The organism is Rhizobacter sp. P2_H2 (assembly GCF_056403375.1).
In genome coordinates this window covers 1-2,643 of sequence record NZ_JBFUFP010000771.1, presented here as the reverse complement: position 1 = coordinate 2,643, position 2,643 = coordinate 1, and the positions used below count along the sequence as shown (strand labels likewise).

Here is a 2,643-nt window from a genome sequence, read left to right as displayed (position 1 = left end):
ATCTTGTGCAGCAGCGGCAGCGAGAAGGCGGCCGTCTTGCCGGTGCCGGTCTGCGCGGCGCCCATCACGTCACGGCCGGCCAGCACGATCGGGATCGCCTTGGCCTGGATCGGCGTGCACTGCGTGTAGCCGGACTCGGCGACGGCTTTTTGCAGCACGGGCGCCAGGCCGAGGGAAGCGAATTCCACCACGGGCGGGGGGACCGAAGCGTCGGTAGAGCCGGGGGAGGATTCGGTGACGGACATGTCCGTGGGGGAAGAGATCATCCCCGGATTATCCTCCGTGCCGTTCGGACCGCCTGCGTCCAATGGTTTTGGTGCCAGATCAGGGCGATTTCAGGGCTGATCAGCGGTTTCCCGATCGTAGACTGTCAGGCCCATCCACATCCCGCAACGCCGTCGGCTACCCGATGCCCGTTGTCCACCTCTCCACCGGCAAGACCTTCGAAACGCATGGCGGCGAGTCCGTGCTCGATGCCGGCCTCGTGTCGGGCGACACCTCGCTGCTGCATGCCGAGATGGAGTTGAGCGACGAAGAGCGCGCGGCCGGAAGCATCCTCACCTGCGTGCGCACCGCCACCAGCGACATCGCACTGGCGGTCGAAGACCTGGGCGATGTCCACCTCGCGGCAGCCCGCACCTGGCCGTGCCGGTTGCAGTCGATCCAGCGCGTGTCGCCCGACGTGGTGCGGGCGACATTGCGCCTGCCGCCTGCCAGCACCTTCACGTTCGTCGCCGGCCAGTACATCGACGTGATCGGCCACGGCGGCGTGCGGCGCAGCTACTCGCTCGCCTCGGCCCGGGCCGAGGCCATGCCGCTCGAACTGCACGTCCGCCAGGTCCCGGGCGGCGTGATGAGCGAGTACTGGTTCGGGCAGGCCTGCACCAACGACCTGCTGCGCCTGCATGGCCCGCTGGGCACCTTCTTCGTCCGCGAGACCGAGGGGATGCGCCTGGTCTTCCTGGCCACCGGCACCGGCATCGCACCGGTCAAGGCCATGCTCGAGCCCTGGGCGATGAACAATTTCATCCGCGACGCGCTGTCGGGCCGCGAGATCCGCGTCCATGGCGAAGGCACCAGCCGACGCAGCTACCTGTACGGCAGCGACGTCGCGGCCTGGCTGCTGCAGGCCTGCCTGTCGGGCCAGGACGGAGCCGCCTACAACCTGGGCGGCGACGAGCCGCTGAGCCATGCCGATGCCGCGGCGCGGGTCGGGTCGGCGCACGCACGACCCCGTCGCCGCAGATCCTGCTGCGCAGCCACCAGAAGGACGACGGCCGCAGCCACGACTTCTTCCCCGACCTCGGCCACACGGCGAAGGCGCTCGGCACCCGGGTGGTCATCGATGTGGAGACGGCGATCGAGCGGACCATGCGGTGGCATGCGGTGCGGCTGGCGGCCGCGCGGCGCCTGCGTGTGGAGGCCTGAGAGGCAGGTCCGCCCCGAGAACCCAGGCTGCCTGCTCAGCCTCCTGGTGAGAATGGCTCGGTTCAGGGCGGGTTCACCAGCAGCGAAAAGATCCCGCCGTTGTTCTCCATCCCGTCCAGCGAGGGCAGGGAGTCCCCTGCCACGATGACCGGAACCCGCTCGTCGAGCAGGTCCCGCGGAGGCGGACATCCGTTCGTGGCGTAGAGCGCGTTGGAACACCAGACCCAGGGCCGCAGCGGGTGGTCTGAGAAGATGACGATGGTCAGCCGGTCGAACCCTGACCGACGGGCGCGGTCCACCATGCCCCGCACCAGCTTGACAGCCCGCCCGACGTTCTCGCGGTAGTGCACCGCGAGGGGGCCACCAACCGTCGAACCGGGTGGATGGGGCAGGGGCACGTGCGCATACATCATTCCGCCGCGGCTCCACAGCGGAGCCCGCCAGATCGCCTGCTCGAGTTCCGACACGAAGCCCTGCCAGCGGTCGACGTGCAAGGTTGCGCATTGCGCCTGGGCGGCATCGCTGCCCAGGCCCAGCCGGCGTGCGAAACCGCAGCGCCACCGAGCCGGGTCCAAGACGGCAGAGACGGGTGACAGCCGGGCACAGTAGCGCAGCCCCCGCATGGCGCAGTAGGGCATGTAGAAGCCGATCACGTCGACGTCCGGGCGGGTGGCGGAGATCATCGAGAAATCCAGCGCCGCGGAATCGCTGCAGACCGTGGTCCAGCCGCAAGGCTTGGCCTGCCCGAAGGGCTGTCCGGCGAACAACTGCGGGACGACCTGCGCCGTCGCGTGGGCGACCGGCTGCACGGACTTGAATTTCACCGGCAGGCCTGCCTCGCGCAAGACCTCGACAAAAGGGGCGGCCGCCCCCGCATTGAGTTCGTCGAGCAGCAGGTAGATCTGCGCTGACCGACCCGGCTTTTCGGCCCTGGCTTCGGCAACGGGCGGCCAGGCGTGGGGTCGGGCGACGAACTGGCCCACCATCTGCTGACTCGCCACGAACAGCATGCAACCCAGCACCAGGGCCCAGCGGCAGCGGCTCCAGGACGTCTGGGGAAGTCCAGACAGGAGCAGCAGCGACACGACGCAAGCCACTCCGACGCCCTGCCCCAGGACGGTCCGCGCGAGCGTTGCGTCTCCGAATGCGCTGCGTACATCGGACCAGGCCAGGAAATAGAGCGAGACACAGGCCGCGCCCACCACCACCAGGCGC

The 2,643-nt window shown here is 69.1% G+C and carries 3 protein-coding genes; 1 reads left to right on the top strand and 2 read right to left on the bottom strand.

The genetic code is table 11. The features are described 5' to 3' along the window. On the bottom strand, nucleotides 1–245 hold a 245-nt coding region (locus AC1D15_RS26060), incomplete at its 3' end, for a DEAD/DEAH box helicase (RefSeq protein ID WP_477828270.1). 164 nt (nucleotides 246–409) lie between these two features. Here AC1D15_RS26060 and AC1D15_RS26055 point away from each other — a divergent pair. Then, nucleotides 410–1,576 carry an FAD-binding oxidoreductase gene (locus tag AC1D15_RS26055; protein ID WP_477828269.1) on the top strand — a complete coding sequence of 389 codons (1,167 nt, stop codon included), beginning with the start codon at nucleotides 410–412 and terminating at the stop codon, nucleotides 1,574–1,576. On the opposite strand, the gene AC1D15_RS26050 is transcribed toward AC1D15_RS26055, so the two are convergent. Beyond that, nucleotides 1,491–2,643: hypothetical protein (locus AC1D15_RS26050; RefSeq protein ID WP_477828268.1), on the bottom strand; the 1,153-nt coding region annotated here is incomplete at its 5' end. The two genes, AC1D15_RS26055 and AC1D15_RS26050, sit on opposite strands and share 86 nt — an antisense overlap.

Excerpts from the sequence above, each read along its gene's own strand:
- AC1D15_RS26055 (WP_477828269.1), top strand. The coding sequence starts at position 410 with ATGCCCGTTGTCCACCTCTCCACCGGCAAGACCTTCGAAACGCATGGC.